This window comes from Bradyrhizobium sp. T-12, assembly GCF_058314695.1.
Window position 1 is genome coordinate 2,262,043 of record NZ_CM177756.1, and the last position, 24,757, is coordinate 2,286,799.

The 24,757-nt window shown below is 65.0% G+C and carries 20 protein-coding genes; 8 read left to right on the forward strand and 12 right to left on the reverse strand.

Annotated features, from left to right (window positions below):
* The 6 genes from AC0WRY_RS10760 to cnbZ all read left to right on the forward strand — a co-directional run bounded on the left by AC0WRY_RS10760 (window position 1) and on the right by cnbZ (window position 9,481).
* Window positions 1–1,194 (forward strand): efflux RND transporter periplasmic adaptor subunit, encoded by a 1,194-nt coding sequence (locus AC0WRY_RS10760; RefSeq protein WP_491123068.1) that lies wholly within the window; start codon window positions 1–3, stop codon window positions 1,192–1,194.
* A 70-nt stretch (window positions 1,195–1,264) separates the two neighbouring features.
* A complete protein-coding gene (locus AC0WRY_RS10765) occupies window positions 1,265–4,360 on the forward strand; it encodes a MexW/MexI family multidrug efflux RND transporter permease subunit (protein WP_194406958.1) in 3,096 nt (1,031 codons plus the stop codon).
* Window positions 4,361–4,515: 155 nt separating this feature from the next.
* Complete coding sequence (locus tag AC0WRY_RS10770; RefSeq protein ID WP_491123069.1) at window positions 4,516–7,092, forward strand: sensor histidine kinase; 2,577 nt, start codon at window positions 4,516–4,518, stop codon at window positions 7,090–7,092.
* A complete protein-coding gene (locus AC0WRY_RS10775; RefSeq protein WP_018315558.1) occupies window positions 7,089–7,478 on the forward strand; it encodes a response regulator in 390 nt (129 codons plus the stop codon). Before AC0WRY_RS10770 ends, AC0WRY_RS10775 begins: the two co-directional genes overlap by 4 nt.
* On the forward strand, window positions 7,475–8,725 hold the full coding sequence (locus AC0WRY_RS10780; RefSeq protein WP_491123070.1) for an adenylate/guanylate cyclase domain-containing protein: 1,251 nt from the start codon (window positions 7,475–7,477) through the stop codon (window positions 8,723–8,725). Before AC0WRY_RS10775 ends, AC0WRY_RS10780 begins: the two co-directional genes overlap by 4 nt.
* Window positions 8,726–8,734: 9 nt before the next feature.
* Window positions 8,735–9,481 (forward strand): 2-amino-5-chloromuconate deaminase CnbZ, encoded by a 747-nt coding sequence (gene cnbZ, locus AC0WRY_RS10785; RefSeq protein ID WP_194406961.1) that lies wholly within the window; start codon window positions 8,735–8,737, stop codon window positions 9,479–9,481.
* 65 nt (window positions 9,482–9,546) lie between these two features.
* On the opposite strand, the gene AC0WRY_RS10790 is transcribed toward cnbZ, so the two are convergent.
* The 12 genes from AC0WRY_RS10790 to AC0WRY_RS10845 all read right to left on the reverse strand — a co-directional run bounded on the left by AC0WRY_RS10790 (window position 9,547) and on the right by AC0WRY_RS10845 (window position 23,299).
* On the reverse strand, window positions 9,547–10,431 hold the full coding sequence (locus AC0WRY_RS10790) for an ABC transporter permease (protein ID WP_194406962.1): 885 nt from the start codon (window positions 10,429–10,431) through the stop codon (window positions 9,547–9,549).
* A gap of 4 nt (window positions 10,432–10,435) precedes the next feature.
* On the reverse strand, window positions 10,436–11,377 hold the full coding sequence (locus AC0WRY_RS10795; RefSeq protein ID WP_194406963.1) for an ABC transporter permease: 942 nt from the start codon (window positions 11,375–11,377) through the stop codon (window positions 10,436–10,438).
* Between the two features lie 10 nt (window positions 11,378–11,387).
* Window positions 11,388–12,896, reverse strand: coding sequence for an ABC transporter substrate-binding protein (locus AC0WRY_RS10800; RefSeq protein WP_491123071.1), 1,509 nt, complete (start codon window positions 12,894–12,896; stop codon window positions 11,388–11,390).
* 22 nt (window positions 12,897–12,918) lie between these two features.
* On the reverse strand, window positions 12,919–14,025 hold the full coding sequence (locus tag AC0WRY_RS10805; RefSeq protein ID WP_194406965.1) for an ABC transporter ATP-binding protein: 1,107 nt from the start codon (window positions 14,023–14,025) through the stop codon (window positions 12,919–12,921).
* Complete coding sequence (locus AC0WRY_RS10810) at window positions 14,025–15,014, reverse strand: ABC transporter ATP-binding protein (protein WP_491123072.1); 990 nt, start codon at window positions 15,012–15,014, stop codon at window positions 14,025–14,027. The genes AC0WRY_RS10805 and AC0WRY_RS10810 overlap by 1 nt, the downstream gene beginning before the upstream one ends.
* Window positions 15,011–15,721 carry a DUF1028 domain-containing protein gene (locus tag AC0WRY_RS10815; protein WP_491123073.1) on the reverse strand — a complete coding sequence of 237 codons (711 nt, stop codon included), beginning with the start codon at window positions 15,719–15,721 and terminating at the stop codon, window positions 15,011–15,013. The genes AC0WRY_RS10810 and AC0WRY_RS10815 overlap by 4 nt, the downstream gene beginning before the upstream one ends.
* Window positions 15,722–15,731: 10 nt before the next feature.
* On the reverse strand, window positions 15,732–17,537 hold the full coding sequence (locus AC0WRY_RS10820; protein ID WP_491123074.1) for a gamma-glutamyltransferase family protein: 1,806 nt from the start codon (window positions 17,535–17,537) through the stop codon (window positions 15,732–15,734).
* Between the two features lie 82 nt (window positions 17,538–17,619).
* Entirely contained in the window at window positions 17,620–18,609 is a 990-nt protein-coding gene (locus AC0WRY_RS10825; protein ID WP_194406969.1) for an ABC transporter ATP-binding protein, read from the reverse strand.
* Window positions 18,606–19,592 carry an ABC transporter ATP-binding protein gene (locus AC0WRY_RS10830; RefSeq protein ID WP_194406970.1) on the reverse strand — a complete coding sequence of 329 codons (987 nt, stop codon included), beginning with the start codon at window positions 19,590–19,592 and terminating at the stop codon, window positions 18,606–18,608. The genes AC0WRY_RS10825 and AC0WRY_RS10830 overlap by 4 nt, the downstream gene beginning before the upstream one ends.
* Window positions 19,593–19,635: 43 nt before the next feature.
* Entirely contained in the window at window positions 19,636–20,607 is a 972-nt protein-coding gene (locus tag AC0WRY_RS10835; RefSeq protein WP_491123075.1) for an ABC transporter permease, read from the reverse strand.
* 11 nt (window positions 20,608–20,618) lie between these two features.
* Window positions 20,619–21,599 carry an ABC transporter permease gene (locus tag AC0WRY_RS10840; protein WP_194406972.1) on the reverse strand — a complete coding sequence of 327 codons (981 nt, stop codon included), beginning with the start codon at window positions 21,597–21,599 and terminating at the stop codon, window positions 20,619–20,621.
* Window positions 21,600–21,703: 104 nt separating this feature from the next.
* On the reverse strand, window positions 21,704–23,299 hold the full coding sequence (locus AC0WRY_RS10845) for an ABC transporter substrate-binding protein (RefSeq protein ID WP_194406973.1): 1,596 nt from the start codon (window positions 23,297–23,299) through the stop codon (window positions 21,704–21,706).
* A 373-nt stretch (window positions 23,300–23,672) separates the two neighbouring features.
* Here AC0WRY_RS10845 and AC0WRY_RS10850 point away from each other — a divergent pair, with 373 nt between their 5' ends.
* Together AC0WRY_RS10850 and AC0WRY_RS10855 are read left to right on the forward strand one after the other, a co-directional pair.
* Window positions 23,673–23,930: a DUF6489 family protein gene (locus AC0WRY_RS10850; protein ID WP_028135213.1), complete on the forward strand. Its 258-nt coding sequence runs from the start codon at window positions 23,673–23,675 to the stop codon at window positions 23,928–23,930.
* The gene (locus tag AC0WRY_RS10855; RefSeq protein ID WP_491123076.1) at window positions 23,930–24,730 is read left to right on the forward strand and encodes an esterase/lipase family protein; all 801 of its coding nucleotides are present in this window, start codon (window positions 23,930–23,932) and stop codon (window positions 24,728–24,730) included. Before AC0WRY_RS10850 ends, AC0WRY_RS10855 begins: the two co-directional genes overlap by 1 nt.
* Window positions 24,731–24,757 lie beyond the last annotated feature (27 nt).

A 24,757-nucleotide genomic window follows, 5' to 3' on the forward strand; every position in this document is an offset into this window, starting at 1 on the left:
ATGAACATCGTAACCGAACACAAGATTTCGGGCGAACCGATCGACAACAAGGCTCCCAAGCGTCCGGTCCGGCCGGTGCTCTGGTTCATCATCGTCGGCACGCTGCTGGCCGCGCTCGTCGGCGGCCTCGTCTGGTTCAATTATTTCCGCGGCCAGATGATCAAGCAGTTCTTCGCCAACAACAAGCCGCCGCCGACCGCGGTCAACGCGGCGGAGGCGAAATCCGAAGTGGTGCCGAACCTGCTCACCGCGGTCGGCGGCCTCGTCGCCGTGCACCAGGTCGACGTCAGCGCCGACGTCAACGGCCGCGTCACCGAGATCAAGTTCGAGCCGGGCACGCGTGTCGAGGCCGGCACGCCGCTTGTGCAACTGTTCGACGCGCCGGAGCAGGGCGACCTCGCCAACTACAAGGCTCAGGCAACCGTCGCGCAGCTGTCGCTCGATCGCGCCAAGCAGCTCGCCTCGCGCCAGTTCGGGCCGCAGGCCACCGTCGATTCCGCGCAGGCTGCCTATGACCAGGCGCAGGCCGGCATCGCCAAGACTGAAGCGCTGATCTCGCAGAAGCTGGTGCGCGCACCCTTCGCCGGTGATCTCGGCGTCCGCAAGGTCGAGGTCGGTCAATATCTGACGGCAGGCACGGCGATCGTGTCGCTGACCGACCTTTCCGAACTGTGGGCCAACTTCACGGTGACCGAAAAGGATTCCGGCAGCCTCAAGGTCGGCCAGACCGTCCGCCTCAAGGTCGATGCCTATCCGGGCCGGATCTTTGAGGGCAAGATCACCACGATCGAGCCGCAGATCTCGGCCGACACCCGCAACATCCGCGTGCAGGCGACCGTTGCCAATCCGGAGAAGATCCTTAAGCCCGGCATGTTCGTGAACACCACGGTGGTGCTGCCGGACAAGCCGGCCGTGATCACCGTGCCGGAGACGGCGGTCGACTACACGCTGTACGGCGATTCCGTGTTCGTGATCACCGAGAAGAAAGGAGAGGATGGCAAGACCAGTCTCTCCGCGGTGCGCACCTTCGTGCAGACCGGCAGCCGGGTCGAAGGTCGCGTCGAGATCATCAAGGGTCTGAAGGCGGGTGACAAGGTCGTCGCGGTCGGCCAGCTCAAGCTGCAATCGGGCGCTGCGGTGTCGATTTCGACCGACCCGGTTCCGCAGATCCCGGCGCAGCCGCCGCGCTACTGATCCATGACATTCGAGTGATCCGGCCTCGCCGGATCACTTCTCTTGAGACAAAGAAATCGAGATCGCCGCGATGGCCCTTACCGATATTTTCATCAAGCGCCCGGTTCTGTCGGTCGTCGTCAGCCTGCTGATTCTGCTGATCGGCCTGCGTGCGGCGATGGTGCTGCCGATCCGGCAATATCCCAAGCTGTCGAACACGGTCATCAACATCACGACCGTCTATCCGGGCGCATCTGCGGACCTGATCCAGGGCTTCATCACGACGCCGATCGAGCAGGCGGTAGCGTCCGCCGAGGGCGTCGACTACATCACGTCGTCCTCGGTGCTCGGCACCTCGACGATCCAGGTCTACATCAAGCTGAACTTCGATCCGAACCAGGCGCTCACCGAGGTGCTGGCGAAGACGAATTCGGTCAAATATCTGATCCCGAAGGAATCCAACGACCCGATCGTCACCAAGACCACCGGCCAGACCACGGCCGTGATGTATCTCGGCTTCTCGTCCGAGGAGCTCTCGGGCTCGGCGATCTCGGATTATCTGACGCGCGTGGTGCAGCCGGTGCTGTCGACCGTCGACGGCGTGGCTTCCGCCGACATCCTCGGCGGGCAGACCTTCGCGATGCGGCTGTGGCTCGACCCCGAGAAGATGGCCGGCCGCAACGTGTCGCCGGCGGACGTGGCGTCGGCGATCCAGGCCAACAACTTCCAGTCCGCGGCCGGACAGGCCAAGGGCTATCTGATCGTCTCGAACGTCTCGACGAATACGGGCCTGACCAACGTCGACCAGTTCAAGAAGATGATCGTCAAGGCGAAGGACGGCGGCTTCGTACGAATGGAGGACATCGCCACCGTCGAGCTCGCCGCCCAGAGCACCGATGCGAGCGTCGCCTTCAACGGCGAGCACGCGATCTTCATCGGTGTGCAGGCCACCCCACAGGGTAACCCCTTGACGCTGGTCAAGGGCGTGCGCGCGCTGTTCCCCGAGCTCGAACGCAATCTGCCGCCGTCGATGAAGATGAAGGTCGCCTACGACTCGACCAAGTTCATCCAGTCCTCGATCGACGAGGTGGAGAAGACGCTGGGCGAAGCCGTGATCATCGTGATCGTGGTCATCTTCCTGTTCCTGGCCTCGCTGCGGTCGGTCATCATCCCGGTCGTCACGATTCCCTTGTCGATGATCGGCGTCTGCACCCTGATGCTGGCGCTGGGATTCAGCTTCAACCTTCTGACGCTGCTCGCGATGGTGCTGGCGATCGGTCTCGTGGTCGATGACGCCATCGTCGTGGTGGAGAACATCCATCGCCATCTGGAGGAGGGCAAGACGCCGGTCCAGGCGTCGTTGCAAGGCGCGCGCGAGATCGTCGGTCCCGTCATCTCGATGACCATCACGCTGGCCGCCGTGTACGCGCCGATCGGCTTCCTCGGCGGCCTCACCGGTTCGCTGTTCCGCGAGTTCGCCTTTACGCTGGCGGGTTCGGTGATCGTGTCGGGCGTGATCGCGCTGACCTTGTCGCCGATGATGTGCTCGGTGCTGCTGAAGAACACCGAAGAGGGCCGCTTCGCCAAGCTCGTCAACCGGGTGTTCGGCGCGCTGACGCGCTGGTATGGCCGCAGGCTCGACCGCTCGCTCGACTACAAGGCGATCACGGGCCTGTTCGCGATCACCATCCTCGGGCTCGTCGGCTTCCTCTACATGCACACCTCGAAAGAGCTGGCGCCGGAGGAAGACCAGGGCATCGTGTTCGCGGTCACCAAGGCACCGAAATACGCCAATATCGACTATGTCGATTTCTACGGCGAGAAACTCGACGAGAAATTCCAGCAATTCCCCGAGACCGATCTGCGCTTCGTGCTGAACGGCATCAACGGCCCGCAGGGCGGCATCGCCGGCATGCTGCTCAAGCCCTGGGACGAGCGCAAGCGCTCGTCCATCGCTCTGAAGCCGCTGGTGCAGGCCGAACTCTCCAAGATCGAGGGCGTGCAAGCGTTCGCCTTCAACCTGCCGCCCCTGCCTGGCGGGCCCGGCGGCCTGCCGGTTCAGATGGTGATCAACTCCACGGCGGGGTTCCAGACGGTCTATGAGCAGATGGAGAAGCTGAAGGACGCAGCCCGCAAGAGCGGCATGTTCATCGTCTCCGATAGCGATCTCAACTTCAACCAGCCCAATGTGAAGGTGACGATCGACCGCAGCAAGGCGCAGGATCTCGGCGTCAACATGCAGAACCTCGGTGCGACGCTCGCCGTGCTGCTCGGCGGTAACTACGTCAACCGTTTCAATCTCGAGGGGCGGTCCTATCAGGTGATCCCGCAGGTGCCGCGCGCCAAGCGGCTGTCGCCGGAATCGCTCGGCGGTTACTACGTGACGACCAATACCGGCCAGCAGCTTCCGCTGTCGACGGTGGTGTCGATCCAGACCAAGACCGATCCAAATTCGCTGACGCACTACAATCAGCTCAATTCGGCGACGTTCTCGGCGGTGCCGATGCCCGGCGTGACGGTCGGCGCGGCGGTCGACTTCCTCGAAAGCGAGGCCAAGAAGCTGCCGCAGGGCTTCAGCCATGACTATCTGGCGGATTCCCGGCAATATGTTCAGGAGGGCAACCAGCTCGCGATCACCTTCGGCTTCGCCCTGATCATCATCTTCCTGGTGCTCGCGGCGCAGTTCGAGAGCTTGCGCGACCCGCTGGTGATCATGATCTCGGTGCCGATGGCGATCGTCGGCGCGCTGATCCCGCTGTTCTTCGGCGTCGCGACCATGAACATCTACACCCAGGTCGGGCTGCTGACCCTGGTCGGCCTGATCACCAAGCACGGTATCCTGATGGTGGAGTTCGCCAACGAGCTCCAGGTCAACGAGCGGCTCGACCGTCGCTCGGCCATCGAGATGTCGGCTCGCATCCGCCTGCGGCCGATCCTGATGACGACGGCCGCGATGGTCACCGGCCTGATCCCGCTCCTGACCGCGACCGGCGCGGGCGCGGCCAGCCGCTTCTCGATCGGTCTTGTCGTCGTCGCCGGCATGTCGATCGGCACCCTGTTCACGCTGTTCGTGCTGCCGGCGGTGTATGTGGTGCTGGCGACCGATCACCGCGCCGCGGCCGATTCCGAGCGGAACAAGCAGGTTGCCGAGCTCGACCTCGACGCCAAGGCCCTGCGGCCGACCTGAAGCTGTCAGCAAGCGAACCAAGGGGAGGCAGCGGTCCATCCGCTGCCGCCCTTTTTCGTTGTGCCACCGCATCCGCAGTCGGCGCCGCAGCCCTGGGGACGCGGCCTCCTGCGCTCGCAAGAGACAAGGTCCGCGCTTCTTGCTAGTTTCGCGGGATGAGCCTTTCCCTCCATCCTGACACCCCGCAAGCGAGGACGCTGCCGAGCGCGGCTCCGGCTGGCGCCGCCTCCGGCGCGGGACGGGGGATCCGGGCGCGGCTGTTCACCAAATACGTTGCGCTGTTCGTGGCCGTCGTCGCCATCGCGCTGCTGGCCAACGGCCTGTTCGAGGTCTTCTTCTATTATCGTGAGCACAAGGCCTCGCTGATCCAGGTCCAGCATGAGCAGGCCGAAGCAGCCGCGGCCAAGATCGGCCAGTTCGTCAAGGAGATCGAGAGCCAGCTCGGCTGGACCACGCAACTGCCGTGGTCGGCGAGCTCGATCGAGCAGCGCCGGTTCGACGCGCTGCGGCTGCTGCGTCAGGTACCTGCCATCACTGAGCTTGCCCAGGTGGATTCGACCGGCAAGGAACGGTTGCGGGTCTCGCGGCTGGCGATGGACGCGATCGAGAGCGGGACCGACCTGTCCGGTGACCCCAAGTTCATCGAGGCGGTCGCCCACAAGGTCTATTACGGGCCGGTCTATTTCCGCCGGGAGTCCGAGCCCTACATGACGCTGGCGCTGGCCGGCGCGCGCAAGGATGCCGGTGTCAGCATCGCCGAGGTCAATCTCAAGCTGATCTGGGACGTGGTTTCGCAGATCAAGGTCGGCCAGCGCGGGCACGCCTATGTGGTCGGCCCGGAAGGCCGCCTGATCGCCCACCCCGACATCAGCCTCGTGCTGCGCAACACCGACATGTCCGGCCTCGCACAGGTGCGCGCCGCGCAAGCTGCCGGCGGCACGATGCCGGATGCGCTCGAGGAAGCGTGCAATATCCAGGGTCAGAAGGTCTTGACGGCATCGGCTCCCATCGAGCCGCTGCACTGGACCATGTTCGTCGAGCTGCCCGTCGAGGAGGCCTACGCATCGTTCTACGCCTCGTTGCAGCGGCTCGCGATCGTGTTGCTCGCGGCATCGATCTTCGCGGTGCTTGCGGGAATATTCCTGGCGCGCCGCATGGTCGGGCCGATCCAGGTGCTGCGCAGCGGCGCCGAAAGGATCGGTGGCGGCGATTTCTCGCAGCGCATCTCGATCCGGACGGGTGACGAGCTCGAAGGGCTCGCCGACCAGTTCAACGACATGGGCGCGCGCCTGCAGGAATCCTATGCGGACCTCGAAAACAAGGTCGAACGGCGAACTGCGGAATTGAGCGAGTCCTTGCAGCAGCAGACCGCGACCGCCGACGTGCTGAAGGTCATCAGCCGTTCGGCGTTCGATCTGCAGACCGTGCTGAACACGCTGGTCGCATCGGCCGCGCGCTTGTGCGACGCGGACGAGGGCACGATCTTCCGGCCTCGCGACGGCGTTTTCTATTTGGCGGCAAGCTGCGGGCTCGACGCGGAGCAGGAAAGCAAGCTTCGGACTTTCGCCTCCGTACCGGAGCGTGGGAGTGTGGTCGGGCGTACACTGCTCGATGGCAAGACGGTCCATGTTCCGGACGTGCAGGCCGACCCGGACTATGCCCCCTCGGCCGCGCGCCGGCGTTCCATCGTACGTACGATGCTCGGTGTCCCTCTCCTTCGAGAGGGGACACCGATCGGCGTGTTCGTCCTGACGCGGCATATGGTGCGGCCCTTTAGCGACAAGCAAATAGAACTCGCTACGACCTTCGCAGATCAGGCCCTCATCGCGATCGAGAATGTCCGACTGTTCGAGGAGGTTCAGGAACGCACGACAGAACTGTCGCGATCGCTCGACGATCTGCGCACCGCGCAGGATCGCTTGATCCAGACCGAGAAGCTCGCCTCGCTCGGCCAGCTCACAGCCGGCATCGCCCACGAGATCAAGAACCCGCTCAACTTCGTCAATAATTTTTCCGCTCTGTCGACGGAGCTGATCGACGAGCTCAGCGAGGTGCTCGCAGCGGCGAGCCTCGACGGCAAGACCAAACAAGAGGTCGACGAGCTCACCCACATGCTGAAGGGCAACCTCGAGAAGGTGGTGCAGCACGGCAAGCGCGCCGATTCCATCGTCAGGAACATGCTGTTGCATTCGCGCGAGGGCTCCGGCGAGCATCGCGCCGTCGATATCAATGCGGTCGTGGAGGAGAGCCTCAACCTCGCCTATCACGGCGCGCGCGCCGAACGACCGTCCTTCAACGTCGCGCTTCAGCGCGCCCTCGATCCCGCCGCCGGCATGGTCGACATCTATCCGCAGGAGATCACGCGCGTCCTCCTCAATTTGATCTCCAACGGATTCTATGCCGCCGCCAAGCGCAGGGAGAGCGCGGGCGACGCGTTCGAGCCCACCTTGAGCGCCGCGACCAAGGACCTCGGCGCCAGGGTCGAAATCAGGATCCGTGACAACGGCACCGGCATTCCGCCCGAGGTGATGGAGAAGATGTTCAATCCCTTCTTCACCACCAAGCCGGCCGGCGAGGGCACCGGCCTCGGCCTGTCCATGAGCCATGATATCGTCGTGAAACAGCACGGCGGCACCATCGACGTGAACTCCACACCCGGTGTATTCACCGAATTCGTCATCACCCTGCCGCGCACGATGACGGCAGGCGACACTTCCGGAGGCAAGTCTTGAACGTTTACATCCTGGTCGTCGACGATGAGCCCGACGTCGAGGCGCTGTTCCGGCAGCAATTCCGCCGCGAGCTGCGCGCCGGCCGCTTCCAGATGGAGTTCGCCTCTTCAGCGCCCGATGCGCTCAAGCGCGCCGCGGAGGTTCGCGACCCCTCGTTGATCCTGATCCTGTCCGACATCAATATGCCCGGCATGAGCGGGCTGGACATGCTGCCGAAAGTTCGCGCCGCACACCCGGACGTTCCCGTGATCATGATCACGGCCTATGGCGACGCCGAGACCCGGCGGAAGGCGATCGAGCGCGGCGCCGTCGGGCTTCTCACCAAGCCGATCGATTTCGCGCTGCTGCGGCAGGAGATCGACACGAGGCTCGAGCAAGCCGCATGAGCGCGACCATCCTCTTCGTCGATGACGAGCCGGATCTCGAGGCGCTGGTCCTGCAAAAGTTCCGCAGGCAGATTCGCGGCGGAGAGGTCACGATCATGTTCGCTCGCGACGGTATCGAGGCGCTTGCTTCGCTCGAGCAGAATCCGCAAGTCGACATGGTGGTCTCCGACATCAACATGCCCCGGATGGACGGGCTGTCGCTGTTGGCGAAGCTCCAGGAAGCCGAGGACAAGAAGTCGACCATCATCGTCTCCGCCTATGGCGACATGAGCAACATCCGAACCGCGATGAACCGCGGCGCGTTCGACTTCCTGACCAAGCCGATCGACTTTGCCGATCTGGAAGCCACGATCGGGAAGACCATCCGTCATATCGAGATGCTGCGCGAGGTGAAGCGCCGCCAGATGGAAGCCGAGCGCGCCCACGCCGCGCTGTCGCGTCATTTCTCGCCTGAGCTCGCCAGGCGTCTGGCCGCCAGCGGTGAGGGCGAGGGCATCGAAGTGCAGTGGCGCGACGTCGCCACCATCTTCACCGACATCACCGGCTTCACCTCGTTGGTCGAGACTGCGCCGCCCGAGACGTTGGGCAAGCTGCTCAACGAGTATGTCGGCGGCATGACCGAGGTCGTCTTTGCCCATGAGGGCACGGTCGCAAAGATCATCGGCGACGCGATCCAGGTGCTCTTCAACGCGCCCGGAGATCAGCCCGATTATGCCACGCGCGCGGTGGCCTGCGCCCACGAGCTCGATGCCTGGGCGCAGGAGTTTCGCGCGCGCCAGAGTGCCATGGGTGTTGCCTTTGGCGCCACCCGCATCGGCATTCACGCCGGCCCGGCGCTGGTCGGTAATTTTGGCGGCAACCGCTTCTTCGACTACACCGCGTATGGGGATTCCATCAACATCGCGGCGCGGCTGGAGGCCGCCAACAAGCATCTGGGCACCCGCATTTGCGTCAGCGCCAGCGTTGCCGCAGCGGCTGAGAATTTTCAAGGCCGCCCCGTGGGCGAGCTGATGCTGCGTGGGCGCAGCGAGCCGCTACGCGCGTTCGAGCCGCTGCCCCCGGGCAAATTCGAAGCGCCGGAAACGGCGCTGTACTCTGAGGCTTTCGCCAAGATGGAAGCCGGCGATGCGGCGGCCATGCCGGCCTTTGCCGCGCTGGTCGGCATGCATGCCGACGATTCCCTGGCCGGCTTTCACCTGAAGCGCCTGCTCAACGGCGCCAAGGGCATTCGCATGCAGCTTGAATAGGAGTGCGTCATGGTTCGTGAGTTCTCTGCCGGCAATTACCGGTTCATTCCGTCCGTGTTTCAATATTCTGCGGGCGCAGCCGCGGATGAGGGCTATGAGATCGAGCGCGTCCGCTTCGATCGCCTGATGCCGCTCGCGGAAGGCTTTGCGATGGCGGCAAAGTTCATCCAGGAGGCGGGTCGTCCCCTGACGGCGTTCTGCGCCTGCGAACTGCGTTCGCCGGCGGCCTTCAGCGAGGAGGGCTTTCGCGCGTTCAACCTGCATTATGTGAAGACGCTGTCGGAATGGGGCATCTTCGACGGCACCACCAACCCGGTGGCACGCAGCAATGTCTGCCCTGAGATCGATCCGCCGGCCGAGCCGTCGTTCTATGCGTTCTCCTTCACCCGCCCCACGCGCTCCAAGGCAGCGTCGTTCGTGATCGCCGGCGGCGCCGAGGCGCGCGAGGGCAGCGGGACCTATGTCGAGCGCACCGTGCGCTATCGCGACCTCAGCCCGGAGGGGCTGCGGGAAAAGGTGCGCTTCACCACGACGTCGCAGATGGAGAACCGGATGGCGGCGTTCGGTTTCGGCTGGAAGGACACGACCGGCGTGCAGGCCTATTCCGTCCACGACTTCCACCACGCGCTCGTCGATGAACTGGTCCGCCGCGGCGCGCTGCGCTCCGGCCTGACCTGGCATTTCGCACGGCCGCCTGTGGTCGATCTCGAATACGAGATGGATTGCCGCCGCGTGATGCGGGAGGTGGTGATTTGAGGTCCTTGTGCTGAGGAGGGAAGTCCCTTTCGTCGGAGCGCCAAGCGAGGCTCGTTCCTTCAGCGTTAGCGCTGCCTGGGATCCAGCGCATCGCGCAGGCCGTCGCCGAGCAGGTTCAGCGACAGCACCACGAGGAAAATCGCAAGCCCCGGCCAGATCGCCATCCACGGCGCCTGGGTCAGGAAGCGCTGCGCCGCGTTGAGCATGCTGCCCCAGGACGGTGCCGGCGGCTGCTGGCCGAGGCCGAGGAACGAGAGCGCGGCCTCGGCGATGATGGCGGCGGCGATCGAGAGCGTCGCCTGCACCAGCAGTGCGGGCAGGATGTTCGGCAGGATATGCGAGAGCGCGATCCGCCACGGCGGATTGCCGAGCGCGCGCGCAGCCTCGACATAATCCTCGGCCTTGACGACGAGCACCTGGCCGCGGGTCAGGCGGACGAAGATCGGGGTCGCCGAGATGCCGATCGCGATCATGGCATTGCCGAGGCTCGGCCCGAGGAACGCGGCGAGCGCGATCGCCAGGATCAGGAAGGGACAGGCCAGCATCGCGTCCGTGATCCGGCTGATCAGCGCATCGAGGAAGCCGCCGCGATAACCGGCGAGGAGGCCGAGCGGAACGCCGATGCCGAGCGCGATCGCGACCGAGATGAGGCCCGCGAGCAGCGAGGCGCGTGCGCCGTAGACGACGCGGCTGAGGATGTCGCGGCCGAGCTCGTCGGTCCCGAACCAATGCGCCGCGGTGGGCGGCTTGCGTACCAGGCTCCAGCTCGTCGCGATGGGATCGTAGGGCACGATGAGCGGGGCCAGCACGGCGAGCACGATGACCAGCACGAGCACGACGAGCCCGAACACCGCCGCCTTGCGCTTGAACAGCCGCCGACGCGCGCGGCGGGCCGGGCTATCCAGCTCGTCGGCGAGGGTGAGAGGGCTCGGCAGCGCGGCGTCGGTCATGGATCTAGCCTCGAAGCCGCGGATTGACGAGGATGTAGGCGATATCGGCCACGAGGTTCAGCGTGATGTAGACGGTCGCCGTCACCAGCACCACGCCCTGCACCACGGCGTAGTCGCGGTTGAAGACGGCATCCACGATCAGCTTGCCGAAGCCGGGGATGGAGAATATCTGCTCGGTCAAGACGGCGCCGGACAGCAGCGTGCCGAGCTCCAGCGCGCCGAGCGTGATGACGGGCGTCAGCGCATTGCGCATGGCGTGCTTGAGGATCACCGAGCGCTCCAACAATCCCTTGGCGCGTGCGGTGCGGACGTAGTCGCTTTCCAGCACCTGAAGCATGGCGCTGCGCGTATGCCGCATCAGCACCGCGGCGATCGCGTTGCCGAGCACGAAAGCCGGCATGATGGTGGCAGCCAGGCTGGCGCGCCAGTTCTCGGTGAGCGGCACGTAGCCGGACGCCGGTAGCCAACCGAGCTCGATCGAGAACAGGAAGATCAGCATGATCCCGAGCCAGAAGTTCGGCGTCGAGATGCCCCATAGCGCAAACAGGTTTGCGCCATAGTCCCAAGCCGAGCCTTTCTTCACGGCCGCGACGATGCCTGCGGGAATGCCGATCAGGAACGCGATCACGATCGCCATCGAGCCGAGCTGCAGCGTCACCGGCAGCTTCTGTGCGATCAGCTCGCGCACCGGCATCTTGTTGCGCAGCGACTCGCCGAAATCGCCCGACAGCACGCCCTTGATCCAGTAGGCATACTGCACCGGGACGGGCTGATCGAGCTTGTACTGGCGGCGGATCTGCTCGATCACCGCGGGGTCGCGCTCTTCGCCCGCCATCACCAGCGCGGGATCGCCCGGCAGCAATTGCTGCAGCGAGAAGATCAGCACCGAGACGAAGAACAGCGTCGGCACGATCTGCGCAAGGCGGCGGGCGAGGAAGTTCAGCATCCTCTCGTCGTCACTTCAGCTTGAGGCCGACCACGCGCACGAGGCCGTCGGGCATCTGCTTGTAGCCTTCGAGCTTGGTCGTGTGCGCGATGATGATGCGGCGGTGGTAGAGGTAGAGCAGCGGCTCTTCGTCCTGTACGAGCTTGGCGAGCATCTCATAGCTGGCCTTGCGCTTGGCGGGATCAGTGACCAGCCGCGCGTCTTCCAGCGCCTTGTCGGCCTGCGGATTGTTCCACGCGCCATAGTTCTGCGGCGCGCCGCTATGCAGGAACACGAAGGTGTTGCCGTCGGGGTCGACGCGGCCGCTCCAGGCGAGCATGTAGGCTTGGTAGTCGCCGGCCTCAGCCTGCTTCAGTCCGGTTGCGAACTCGGTGAGGCGGATCTTTATGTCGAACCCGGCTTCCGCCGCCATCGACTGGATCACCTGCGCCGGCGTCTCGGTCTCCGCGCCCTTCGGCACCAGGAAGTCGACGCTCACCGGCGGCGTTACGCCGGCTTCCTTCAGCAGCGCCTTGGCCTTCTCGACGTTGCGCGGACGGACCGGGAGCGATTTCTGATAGTAGGGATGGTCAGGATTTACCCATTGATTGCCGACCTGGAACTCTCCGTTGAACACGACCTGGTTGAGCGCCTCGCGGTCGATGGCCAGGTCGAGTGCCTGCCGCACCTTGGCGGACTGGCTGAGCGGTCCCTTGGCCTTGTCCTTGCCGATGTTGAGCGTGATGCCCTGATAGCCGAGCTCGATGGCGGTCGCGACCCTCAGCCGCGAATCCGCGCGCACGTCCTTCAGATCGGTGGCGAGCACACGCTCGATCAGGTCGAGCCCGCCGGACTTCAGGTTCGCGAGCCGCACGGTGGCATCGACGATCGGCTGAAACACGATCTTGTCGATGAAGATATTGTCCTTGTTCCAGTAGTCCGCGAATTTCTCGAACACGATGCGGTCCTGCTGCACCCGCTCGATGAATTTGTAGGGGCCGGCGCAGACCGGGCGCAGGCCGAACTTGTCGCCGGCTTCCTTCGCCGCCTTCGGCGACACCATCATCCCGGCGCGATCGGTGAGCTGGGCTAAGAGCGGCGAGAACGGCGACTTCAGCACCAGCTTGATTGTGAGGGGATCGACGACCTCGATATGATCGACCGAGGCCAGCTCCGGTTTGCGGAACGAGCCGGGGAAGGTCAGATGCCGCTCCAGCGAGAACTTTGCGGCTTCCGCGTCGAACGGCTCGCCGTCGTGGAATTTCACGCCGGGGCGCAGCTTGATGACGAGGCTCTTGCCGTCGTCGGCGGTCTCGCTCGATAGCGCGAGCTGCGGCACGATGTTGAGCTTCTCGTCGATGTCGAACAGCTTGTCGCAGAAGGCGGAAAAGACGATGCGGCCGACATAGGTGCGCGCCATCGTGGGATCGAGGATATCGGGGTCCTCGGCGAGGCCGATGCGCAACGTACTCTGGGCCTGCGCGGCTGCGATCGACAACAGGATGGCGGCGGCCGTTGCGGCCAGGCGAAACATCTTCATCGGTCAATCCCCATTGCTTCGGCTATGTCGTTGTGGACGCGGCGCCTTGTATACCAACCCCGGCGAGGCTTCCGCCTTCCGTCTTTTGGCTGAAGGCCGCGACCAATTTTGCAAGAGTGGGCGAAAATCCGCCGGCGGCCGGCAGGATGGCGTCGGCTGGCGGCAGCTCCGCGATGCGGTGGCAGGCGGTGGCATGGCCGGTGCCGTCGGCCAAGAGCTTCGGCGCTTCGCTGCGGCAGCGCTCGATCACGAAGGGGCAGCGGGTGTGAAAGCGGCAGCCCGCGGGCGGATTGAGCGCGCTCGGGATCTCGCCCTGCAGCAGGACCGTCGCTCGTTTCGCCTTCGGTTGCGGCAGCGGGATCGCGGACAGCAGCGCCCGGCTATAGGGATGGCGCGGCGATGCGAACAGCGCGTCGGCTTCCGCGGTCTCGACGATCTGGCCGAGATTCATGACCGCCACGTGGTCGGCGATGTGCTTGACCACGGCGAGGTCGTGCGAGACGAAGATGTAGGCGAGACCGAGCCGGTCCTGCAGCTCGCGCAACAGGTTGAGGATCTGCGAGCGGATCGAGACGTCGAGCGCCGAGACCGGCTCGTCGCAGATGATCAGCTTCGGCTCGACCGCGAGCGCGCGGGCGATGGCGATGCGCTGGCGCTGGCCACCGGAGAATTCGTGCGGATAGCGCCGCGCCAGCCGCGGCTCCAGCCCGACCAGCCGCAGGATCTCCGCGACGCGCGCGCGCCGCTGCGCCGGCGGCACGAGATCGTGCAGCGCCAGTGGCTCGGTCAGGATCTGGCCGACGGTCATGCGCGGATTGAGCGAGGCGTAGGGATCCTGAAAGATGATCTGCGCCTCGCGACGGAATTTTCGCAAGCCGTCGGCATCCAGCGCGAGCAGGTCGCGGCCATTGAAGCGCACCGTACCTGCATCCGGCTCGATCAGCCGCAGCAGGAGGCGGCTGACGGTGGATTTGCCGCAACCGGATTCGCCGACCAGGGCCAGCGTCTTTCCGGCATCGAGCGAGAAGGACACGCCATCGACCGCCTTGACGTGCGCCAGCGGCCGGCCGAACAGCGAGCGCTGGGCGACGAAATGCTTGACCAGGCCGGTCACCTCGAGCAGCGCCATCACGACACCAGGCGTTCGAGCGGCGCGCGGATGCAGCGCGAGAGGTGGCCGGGACTGACTTTGATCAAGGGCGGCGGCGCCTTGGTGCAAGCCTCCAGCACGAACGGGCAGCGCGCGGCGAAGCGGCAGCCGGCCGGCGGCTGCGCCATGTTCGGCACCATGCCTTGGATCGTGGCGAGCTGCTCGGCGCGATGGTCGAGCCGTGGGATCGAGCCGAGCAGGCCGACGGTGTAGGGGTGCTGCGGCGCGGAGAACAGCTCATCGACGGCGGCGCGCTCGACGATCTCGCCTGCATACATCACCGCGACCTCGTCGCAGACTTCGGCGACGACGCCGAGATCGTGGGTGATCAGGATGATGGCGGCGCCGCTTGCGGCCTTCAGCTCGCGCATCAACTCCAGGATCTGGGCCTGCAAGGTGACGTCGAGCGCGGTGGTCGGCTCGTCGGCGATCAGGAGACGCGGGTCGCAGGCGAGCGCCATCGCGATCATCACGCGCTGGCGCATGCCGCCGGAGAGCTTGTGCGGATATTCGTCGATCCGCCGCTCCGGCGAGGGGATGTGGACGCGCCGCAACAGCTCGATGGCCCGCTCGCGCGCGCTCTTCCGCGGGCCGCCGCGGTGACGCAAAATGGTCTCGATGATCTGGTCGCCGATGGTGAAGCTCGGGTTGAGCGAGGTCATCGGCTCCTGGAAGATCATCGCGAGCCGGTTGCCGCGCAGGTCGCGCAGGGTCTGGTCCGGCGTCCGCAGGAGGTCGATGCCGTCGAAGCGGATCGCGCCCGATATTTCCGCGCTTTGTTTCGGCAACAAGCCCATGATCGCCAGCGACGTCACGCTCTTGCCGCAGCCGGATTCTCCGACGAGGCCGAGCGTGGCGCCGTTGGCGACGCTGAGATCGACGCTGTCGACGGCATGGGTGACGCGGCCGTCGTCGCCATGGAAGCGGATGCGCAGCTCGGTGATCTCGATGAGGGGGCTCGCGCTCATGATCGTCTTGCGCGCGCTGCTTGGATGCTGGCGTCGATGACGCTGCGATCGGTGTTGCCGGCCGGGTTCTGCCGCGTCGGCATCGAGGGCCGAAAGTGCACCCACAGCTCATGGCTGACCGCTTCGAGCCGTTCGAGGTCGCCGAGTGGATCGGGATGGTCGTCGGCGCGTATGTCCAGCGCCGGCCATTCCTCCTCGCCGTGGATCAGCAGCGCCGCGGACTGCTTGCCGCGTTTGTCGCCGCCGGCAGCTTCCCCTGCGCGCATCGCCGCGAGCAGGCGGCGCGGGAAGGGCAGGCTGTCGTTGGCGAGATAAGTCTTTGCCGTCTCGGCAAGCACGTCGGCGCCCGCGAGCATGTTGCCGGCGATCGAGAAGCCGCTGCCCGCGGTGTGACCGCACCAGTCGACACAGTCGCGCCCGGTATGTGCAGCGACCTCGCCGCTCGCATCCATGATGTGGACCTGCCGGCTCTCGCGGCCGTCGTCCGCCGCGAGCAGGGCGGCAAGCACGTCGTGGGCGTTGAGGCCATCGCGCAGGAGCTTGACGCCGTCGATGCCGTAATAGGGATTGACGAAGGCCTGCGTCGCGATGGCGCCGAGGCCGGCCTCAATATACGGCACGCGCGCGCCGACGGCGAAGAACCGGGTCGCGACTGCGATGCCGAACTGGCCGGTGGCAGGATCTTTCGCGATGATCGACCAGGTCATGTGCTGCCTATCAGCGTCCCGCGGCGTAACCCTGCATGCCGCGCGGATTGGCGGCGGCGCGCCGGCGGACGCCGACCCGCGAGGCCGCGGTGAGGCGGCCTTCGGACCAGTCGGGGCCGACCTCGACGATATGCCCGCGCTCGCGAAGGTTTTCGATCGTCGCCTTCGGCACACGATTCTCGACCACGAGCACGCCTGGACGCGCAGTGCGCGGCCAGAACGAGATCGGGAAATGCTCGGAATGCCAGGCCGGCGCGTCGATGGCTTCCTGCAGATTGAGATTGCAATGGACGTGGCGCAGGAAGAATTGGGTGATCCACTGATCCTGCTGGTCGCCGCCGGGCGAGCCCCAGGCAAGATAGGGCTCGCCGTCCCTCAGCGCCATGCTCGGCGACAGCGTGGTGCGCGGGCGCTTGCCCGGCGCGAGCGAACTAGGTTGGTTCTCCTCCAGATCGAACATTTGTGCGCGGCTGCCGAGGCAGAAACCGAGTTCGGGAATGACAGGCGAGGATTGCAGCCAGCCTCCTGAAGGTGTCGAGGACACCATGTTGCCGGCCTTGTCGATGATGTCGAAATGCACGGTGTCACCGCGCACCTCGCCGAAGCGCCCCACGGTCGGTTCACCGGCGCCTAAAGCGCCAACGGCTTCGCGTTGGCCTTCAGCGCGGCGCAGCTTGACCACGCCGCCAAGGCCCTCGACCGCCCCGGGCCGCAGATCGAGCGAAGCCTTCTCGGTGACGAGCTTGCGGCGTTCGTCATTATAGGCATCCGATAGCAGCGTCGCGATCGGGATCTCGCTGAATTTCGGATCGCCGTAGAATTTTTCGCGGTCGGCAAAGGCGAGTTTTGCGCATTCGATCTGGAGATGGATGAACTCGGGCCCGGTCGGATCCAGGCCGTCGAGGGCAAAGCCCTTCAGCAGTGCGAGCTGCTGCAGGGTGACCGGACCCTGGCTCCAGACGCCGGCCTTGCAAACAGTGTAGCGGCCATAATCGTAGGTGAGCGGCGCTTCGATCGTCGGCTGCCAGCACGCCATGTCGTCGGCGGACAACACGCCGCGATGTGGCGAGCCGCTGACGTCCATCACTTCTTGCGTGCGGCAGAACTTGTCGATGGCCTCGGCGACGAAGCCTTGCGACCAGGCCTTGCGCGCGCGCTCTATCTCGGCATCGCGGCCACCGCCGCCGCTTTCGGCTTCGCTCAGGATCCGCGCGTAGGTCGCGGCCAGCGTCTTGTTGGTGAAGAGCGTGCCGGGCTTCGGCACCTCGCCGTTCGGCAAGTATACCGCGGCGGAGGTTGGCCAATGCTTGCGGAACAATTGCTCGACGGTCTGGATGGTGGCGCAGGCGCGCTCCACGAGCGGATAGCCATCGCGGGCGTAGGAGATCGCGGGCTCCAGCACGTCGCGCACGCGCATCGTGCCGTAGTCGCGCAGCAGCATCATCCAGGATTCGAAGGTGCCGGGGACGCAGGCGGCGAGCAGGCCGGTGCCCGGCACCATGTCGAGGCCCTCGCTCTTGTAATGCGCGATCGTGGCACGCGCCGGGGCCGGGCCCTGGCCGCAGATCACTTCGGTGCGACCGCGCTTCGCGTCGTGCACGATGACGGGCACGTCGCCGCCGGGGCCGTTCAGATGCGGCTCGACCACCTGCAGCGTGAAGGCGGTGGCGACGCCGGCGTCGAAGGCGTTGCCGCCCTTTTCCAGGATGGCCATGCCGACGGCTGTCGCGATCCAGTGCGTGGTGGCGACGACCCCGAAGGTGCCCTCGATTTCGGGGCGTGTTGTGAACGGATCGGGATTGACGTTGCTGGCCATGGGCTACCTCATTTGCGGCGCGCGCAATTGATCACAGCCGATGCTGGGATGCCAAATGCGCAGGCCGCATGGCACGCGCGCGTCACGCTGGGACCGGCGCGGTGTTAACAGCGTGGCAGGCGACGCCGTTGATCAGTTCCGGCGTTTCCTTCCGGCAGAGATCGAACGCCAGCGGGCAGCGCGGATTGAAGGCGCAGCCGGGGGGCGGATTGATCGGGTTCGGGATCTCGCCTTTCACCGGAATTCGCTGGCGGCCGCTCATGGCAAGGTCAGGCACGGCGCCCAGCAGCATCTTGGTGTAGGGCATGCGCGGATTGGCGAACAGCTCGCGTCCCTCCGCGATCTCGACGATGCGGCCGAGATACATCACGCCGACGCGGCTCGCCATGTGGCGGACCACGGCGAGGTTGTGGCTGATGAACATGTAGGTCAGGCCGAACTTGTCCTGGAGGTCGCGCATCAGGTTGAGGATCTGCGCCTGCACGGAAACATCGAGCGCCGAGGTCGGCTCGTCGCAGACGATGAACTCGGCATCCGAGGCGAGCGCCCTGGCAATCGCGATGCGCTGGCGCTGGCCGCCGGAGAATTCGTGTGGAAATTTCAGCCGGTCGTCGGGATGCAGGCCGACCAGGGTGAGCAATTCTCCGACGCGGGCCTGGATGTCGCGCTCGCCCTGGATCAGGTCGAACGCGCGGATCGGCTCGGAGATGATGGCATCGACGCGGAAGCGCGGGTTCAGGCTGGCATAGGGATCCTGGAAGATCATCTGGATGCGGCGGCGCAGCTTGCGGCGCGCAGGCGCCTGCCGCGGATCGGTCATCGAGACGCCGTCGATCAGCACGTCGCCCGCGCTCGGCGGCAAGAGGCCGACGACCATCCGAGCGACCGTTGTCTTGCCCGAGCCGGACTCGCCGACCAGCGCAAACGTCTCGCCCTTCCTGATGTCGAAGGTGACGTGATCGACCGCCTTGAGAAATTCGAGGTGGCCGCCTTCGAGCACGCGGTTGAGCCAGGGTTTTGAGACGTCGAACACCCGGCGCAAATTTGTCGCCTGGACGAAGGGAGTGCTCATGCCGCGCTCTCCGCCGGCACGCTGTCATAGAGATGGCAGGCGACCGATTGCGCGCCCCGCGGCAACGGCTCCGGCCGCTCGACCCGGCAGCGGTCGAACGCGAAGGCGCAGCGCGGATTGAAGGAGCAGCCGCGCGGGATCGCCGAGAGGCGCGGCATAGAGCCGGGAATTTGCTGCAGGCGCTTGTCGTCGCCGGCCAGCGTCGGGATCGCGCCCATCAGGCCCTTGGCGTAAGGGTGCAGCGGATTTCTGACGACATCCTGGACCGGACCGATCTCGGCGACACGGCCGGCATACATCACCGCGACGCGGTCCGAGGTCTCCGCGATCACGCCCATGTCGTGCGTCACCAGCATCACAGCGGTGCCGTGGTCGCGGCCAAGCCGCTTGATCAGCGAGATGATCTGCGCCTGCACGGAGACGTCGAGCGCGGTGGTCGGCTCGTCGGCGATGATCAGCTCGGGCTCGGCGCAGATCGCGAGCGCGATCACGACGCGCTGGCGCATGCCGCCGGAGAATTCGTGCGGATAGCCGTCGATGCGCTTGTCCGGCGCGGGAATACCGACCTCGGCGAGCAGGTCGATGGCGCGGCGGCGCGCGGCGGATTCTGACAGGTTCAGGTGGGTCCTGATCGTCTCGACGATCTGGTCGCCGACCCGGTAGAGCGGATTGAGCGAGGTGAGGGGATCCTGGAAGATCATGCCGATCCGCTTGCCGCGGATGCGCCGCATCTCCTCCGGCGGCAGATTGTCGATGCGCTGGCCCGCAAGGCGAATCTCGCCGCCGGCGATGCGGCCGGGCGGATCGATCAGGCCGATCACGGCAAGGCCCGTGACGGACTTGCCGGCGCCGGATTCGCCGACCACGCCCAGCACCTCGCCCTTGGCGATGTCGAAGGAGACGCCGTCGATGGCGCGCAGCGTGCCGCGGCGGGAGGCGAACTCCACCTGAAGGTTACGCACGGAGAGGATGGGTTCGGTCATGAGCGAGGCGTATTCATCGAAGGATTGCTCATCAGAGTGTTGCTCATCGGAGTTTCGGATTGAGCGCGTCGCGCAACCAGTCGCCGAGCAGATTGATCGACAGGATCAGCCCGGCCAGCGCGAGGCCCGGAAAGGCGACGATCCACCATTCGCCGGCGAACAGATAGTTGTTGCCGATGCGGATCAGCGTGCCGAGCGAGGGCATCGTGTCGGGCAGGCCGACGCCGAGGAAGGACAGCGTCGCCTCGGTGATGATGGCGAGCGCGAGGTTGATGGTGGCGATGACCAGGATCGGACCCATCGTATTGGGCAGCACGTGCCGCAGCATGATCTTCGGCGCCGGCAGGCCGATCAGCTGCGCGGCCGCCACGTAGTCCTTGTTCTTCTCGACCATCACGGAGCCGCGCACCGTCCGGGCATACCCCACCCAGAAACTCAGGCCGATCGAGATCACCAGCACCACCAGCATGCTGGTGGCATCCAGCCGGTTGCCGAAGATCGATTTGGCGATGCCGTTGACGAGCAGCGCGATCAGAATGGCTGGGAAGGTGAGCTGCACATCCGCGATCCGCATGATCACGCCATCGACCGCACCGCCGAAATAGCCGGCGATCAGGCCGAGCGCAATGCCGAGCGCACCCGCGAAGATCACGCCGGCAACGCCGACGGCAAGCGAGATGCGCATGCCGTAGAGGATGGCGGAGAACACGTCGCGGCCCTGCTCGTCGGTGCCGAGCAGGAACGGGGCCTGGCCGTCGGCGGTCCATAGCGGCGAGATGCGCGAGTTCATCAACTGGAGCTGCGCCGGATCGAACGGATTCTGAACCGCGAGCGCGGATGCAAAGATCGCGAGCAGGAAGAACAGCACGGTGATGGCCGCCGCCACCATGGTCAGCTTGGAGCGGCGGAACGAATAGAAGATGTCGCTGTCGAGCGCGCGGCTCAGCCAGCTGCGGCCGGCATGCGCCGGCGGTGCGCTCGGCTTGTCGGGACTGGAGGCGACTGCGTCGGACATGCAGGATTGCCTTATGTGGCGCGGCCGACCGTCGCGCGCAGGCGCGGGTCGACCACGGTGTAGAGGATGTCGACCACCAGATTGATGGTGACGAAGATCAGCGAAACCATCAGCAGATAGGCGGCCATGATCGGGATGTCGACGTTTTGCACGGCTTGCACGAAGAGCAGCCCCATGCCCGGCCATTGGAATACGGTCTCGGTGATGATGGAAAATGCAATAACCGAGCCAAACTGGAGCCCGGCTACCGTGATCACGGGAATTAGCGTGTTCTTCAGCGCGTGGCCGAAATGGATGGCGCGGGTGGTGAGGCCCCGGGCGCGGGCAAAGCGGATGTAGTCGGTCCGCAGCACTTCCAGCATCTCCGCGCGCACCAGCCGCATGATCAAGGTCATCTGGAACAGGCCGAGGGTGATCGAGGGCATGATCAAGGCCTTCAGTCCCGACAGCGTGAGCAGGCCCGTGCTCCACCAACCGAGCTTGACCACCTCGCCGCGGCCGAACGAGGGCAGCCAGCCCAACGTCACCGCAAACAGATAGATCAGCAGAATGCCGATGAGGAAAGTCGGCAACGAGATGCCTATCAACGAAACCGCCTGCAACAGTTTGGCCAACATGGTATCGCGCCTGAGTGCCGAATAGACGCCCATCAGAATGCCGAACACCATGGCAAAGACGGTGGCGCAGATCGCAAGTTCCAGCGTGGCGGGCATGCGCTCCATCAACAGCGTCGAGACCGGCTGGCGGAACTGATAGGAGACACCGAACTTGAACTGCGCGGCATCGGCGAAATAGCGTACGAACTGCACCGGCACGGGGTCGTCGAGGCCGAGCGATTTGCGCACGATTTCGCGTTCGGCCGCCGACGTGTCGATCGAGACGATCTGGTTGACGGGATCGCCGGCGAAACGGAACATCGAGAAGGCGATGATGCCGACGGCGAACATGACGCCGATGGCCTGAATGGCGCGGCGAAGAGTGAAAGCGAGCATGCCTTCCACTGTCCTTGTGAGCCTGCGGCCGACGACTTTGTCAGCCGGAAAAAGGAAAGGTCCCGGAAGCCTCGCGCTGCCGGGACCTTGTGATCAATCGACTTCTATTCCTTCTTGGTCGCCCAGTGGAACATCACCAGATTGTCGGCGCGCTGCGGCAGGTTGACCTTTTTCGATACGCCCCAGGCCAGCGCCTGCTGGTGCAGCGGAATGTAGGCCCAGTCCTTGATGCTGATTTCGTAGGCCTGCTTGATCAGCTGGTTGCGCTTGGCGGTGTCGGTTTCGACCAGCACCTTGTCGGTGATGGCGTCGAACTCCTTGTTGCAATAGCCGCCGAGGTTGGCCTCGCCGCGCGAGGATTTCGCATCGTCGCGGCAGCCCATGATGTCGTAGAGCACGTTGTGCGAGTCCATCGTGCTCGGCGTCCAGCCCAGCAGGTAGAACGAGGTCTGATAGCCGCCCTGCTTGAGCACCTTGGCGAAGTACTGCGCCTTCGGCTGCGCCAAAAGATTGATCTTGACGCCAATGCGGGCGAGCATGCCGACGACAGCCTGGCAGATTGCGGCGTCGTTGACGTAGCGATCGTTCGGGCAATCCATCGTGACCTCGAAGCCATCGGGGTAACCGGCCTCGGTCAGGAGCTTCTTGGCGCCGTCAGGATCGAATTTCGGCCGCGTGAACTCCTTGGACAGCACGAACAGCTCGGGCGCGATCATCAGGGCTGACGGCGTCGACAACCCGCGCATCACGCGCGTCTTGATCAGCTCGATGTCGATCGCCTTGTAGAAGGCTTCGCGGACACGAGCGTCCTTGAACGGGTTCTTGCCCTTGATGTTGGAGTAGAGCAGCTCATCGCGCGTCTGGTCGAAGCCGATGAAGATCGTGCGCAGCTCCGGCCCCTTCAGTACCTGGGCGTTCGGGCTGGAATCGACGCGGGAGATGTCCTGGATCGGCACCGGCTCGATGACGTCGACCTCGCCGGAGAGCAGCGCGGCGACACGGGTAGCGTCGGAGGAGATCGGGGTGAAGATGATCTCCTTCAGATTACCTTCCATCTTGCCCCAATAATTGGGGTTGGCCTTGAAGACCGTCTTCACGCCGGGCTGATGGCTTTCGATGATGAAGGGGCCAGTGCCGTTCTCGTGCAGCGAGGCGTAGCTCGGCGTGGTCGCCGCCACCGGCGTCGGATCGACGACGTTGTTCTCCTCGGCCCATTTCTTGTCCATGATGTACCAGACATCCCACGAATTATGCAGGATGGGATTGGGCGAAGGCAGGACGAAATCGACGGTGTAGTCGTCGACCTTGACGACCTTGACGTCGGGCGCAAGGCGGGTCTGCATATTGGACCCCTTCTTGCGGACGCGATCGGCGGAGAACACGACGTCGTCGGCGGTGAAGGGGTCGCCGTTGTGGAATTTCACGCCCTTGCGCAAATGAAAGCGCCAGCGGGTCGGCTCGGGGGTTTCCCAGCTCTCCGCCAGCGCCGGAATGATCTTGAGCTCCTTGTCGCGCGCGGTGAGGCCTTGATAGACGTGACCGAGATGGGCGTGTGTCGTGCTCTCGTTGAGCGTGTAGGGATCAAGGGACTTCAGGTCGCCCTGGTTGGCATAGCGTAGCGTCTGGCTGGTTGCCGGCGAGACCGTCAACGCAAATGCACCGGCGAGCGTCGCCGCAAACAGACTTCGACATACAGACATTCTTGACCCTCTCCACGCCGCCGTGCCGGTGGTTTTTGATTGTTCGGCCGGCCGATTAATCCATGTTGCCCAGAGTTCTCGACCGGTGCAAGCGCCATTCCAGCAAGGAACGCGCCAAGTTGCACCGCTGTGCAGCAATGCTGACCAGCAATTTGGGGTGGAGGCCCGTGGGAGATATTCGACTTTCGACCTGTGCATTCCCCGGGGCAGTGCGGTGACGTCTCTGCCGCGGGACGTCGCCAAAGGGGGGTGATTGACCATACCCCTGGATTGCGGAAGCTGGCGCCTTGCCGTCCGCCTCAGGTCGCTTGCGTTGCACACCGTGTCGCGGCGATACTCCCGCCAAGCCGCTCGAATCTCATCTGGAGGGGACATGAAAGTTAACATCGAAATCGACTGCACCCCCCTCGAGGCCCGCCAGTTCTTCGGTCTGCCCGACGTCGGGCCGATGCAAACGGCGGTGATGGACAAGTTGCAGCAGCAGGTGCTCAGCAACATCGAGAAGGTCTCGCCGGAATCGCTGATCCAGAGCTGGTTCACGTTCGATCCGAAGATCGCCGAGCGGTTTCAGGACATGTTCGTCACGATGGCGGGCCTCGGCGGCACGCGCAGTAGCGACAAGAAGAAATAGTGTCGCCCGGGCAGGAGGAGGGGCAGGAGAGAGGCCGGCTTCGTCCGCCGGGTCTTGGTCTGTTGCTCGCCGAAGCCCGCGGCCTGTTCGAGCTCAATGCGAGCCTGCTGCTGTCGCCGATTCTGATGCGGGCGCCGAGGGGCGACGGCCATCCGGTGCTTGCACTGCCGGGCTTTCTGGCCAGCGACCTCTCGATGGTGCCGATGCGGCGCTATCTCAGCGAGCTGGGCTATGAGGCACAGGCCTGGCGGATGGGCCGCAATCTCGGCGGTCTCGGCCGGATGCGGGACGCTCTGCGTGCCCGTCTCACGGAGATTCATGCTGCGAGCGGACGCAAGGTCAGCCTGGTCGGATGGAGTCTCGGTGGCGTCTACGCCCGCGATCTCGCGCTGTGGGCACCCGACATGGTCCGCTACGTCGTCACGCTCGGCAGCCCCTTTGCCAATGACGTGCGGGCGACCAACGCCACGCGGCTCTACGAAGCGCTATCCGGTGAGCGGGTTGAGGATCTTGCGGAAGCGCGCGAGCCGATCGCCGGCGATCTGCCTGTGCCGACAACCTCGATCTATTCGCGTGCCGACGGTGTGGTGAACTGGCGGACCTGCTTGCTGCGTCCCTCCGACCGTGCCGAGAACATCGAAGTGCACCTGGCGAGCCATATCGGCCTCGGGGTCAATCCCGCGGCGCTGTGGGCCGTGGCCGATCGTCTGGCCCAGCCGGAGGGAGAATTCTCGCCATTTGACCGGGCAGGGCCGTTTGCCATTGCATATGCCCCGCCGGAACAGGCAATATCGGCCTGACGAGAAGCGCCGGCCAAAGGCGCCCGT